1 pseudogene is annotated in these 545 nt (G+C 70.5%); it reads right to left on the bottom strand.

From position 1 onward, the window contains the following. Window positions 1-545: pseudogene (locus C2L80_RS13580) on the bottom strand (acetolactate synthase large subunit); the annotation flags it as partial.

Raw genomic sequence — 545 nt, 5'->3', positions numbered from 1 at the left:
GATGTCGATGTGGATGACCTCGGCGTGCGGCGCGAACTCGTCGAGCCGGCCCGTGACGCGGTCGGAGAAGCGCGCGCCCGCCGCGATGATGAGGTCGCTCTCCGTCATGGCCAGGTTCGCGTACTTCGAGCCGTGCATCCCCACGGGCCCCAGGTTCAGCGGGTGGGACGCGGGGAACGCGCCCTTGCCCATGAGCGTGGTGACCACCGGCACCTGCATGAGCTCGGCCAGCGCGCGCAGCTCCTCGGACGCGCCGGAGGACACCACGCCGCCGCCCACGTAGAGCACGGGCCGCTCGGCGCGGCGGATGCGGGCCACCGCCTGCTTGACCTGCTTGGCGTTGCCGCGGTAGGTGGGCTTGTAGGAGGGCAGGTTCACCTCGTCCGGGTACTCGAACACCATCTTGGCCCCTGCCAAGTCGCTGGGAACGTCGATGAGCACCGGGCCCGGCCGGCCGGTGACGGCGATGTGGAAGGCCTCGCGGATGGTGCGGGTGAGCTCGTCGGTGGACTGCAGCAGAAACGAGTGCTGCACCACCGGCATGG

Source organism: Rubneribacter badeniensis (genome assembly GCF_002899695.1).
GTDB lineage: Bacteria > Actinomycetota > Coriobacteriia > Coriobacteriales > Eggerthellaceae > Rubneribacter > Rubneribacter badeniensis.
This window is presented reverse-complemented; position numbering and strand designations above follow the sequence as displayed.